Origin of the sequence: Pseudomonas sp. KB_15, assembly GCF_052114525.1 — a bacterium.
In the GTDB taxonomy this organism is placed as follows: domain Bacteria; phylum Pseudomonadota; class Gammaproteobacteria; order Pseudomonadales; family Pseudomonadaceae; genus Aquipseudomonas.
The window spans coordinates 1-365 of the sequence record NZ_JBFREX010000358.1 but is presented as its reverse complement, the minus strand read 5'-3'; the positions used below and the strand labels follow the sequence as shown (position 1 = coordinate 365).

Annotated in this window: 1 pseudogene; it reads left to right on the top strand. The window is 70.7% G+C overall.

Features of this window, described 5'->3' with window-relative positions:
• Positions 1 to 158: 158 nt before the first annotated feature.
• Positions 159 to 365 (top strand): annotated as a pseudogene (locus AB4Z35_RS31280) (hypothetical protein); the annotation flags it as partial.

Sequence of the window (365 nt, the reverse complement as noted above, 5' to 3'; positions counted from 1 at the left end):
GTGATGGCGAACTGACACTATGTATACGGGGCGGCGCCCGCCGCCTCGTTCCCGTGCCTCCGCGCCGGTCATCCCCGATCGGCCAATCAGCCGTTTACAAGCGCATTACCGGTCATCTGCGTCTACAATCGCCTCAGCTTCCCCCCAGGAGAGATGGCATGGCTCGCGCAGTGACGAAGACACCGGCAGTTTCCCCGTCAACCCCCTCCTTGCTGTGGCGCGGCACGCTGGCCGTGGCGCTGGCCGCCGTGCTGGCTGGCTGCGGCACCACCGCCAAGGATGCGGGCACGCCATCGGCATCGGGCACGGCCACGGCCGCGCCGGCCCAGGCGCCGGCGGCTGCCATGCCGCCCGCGCCGGAGGTC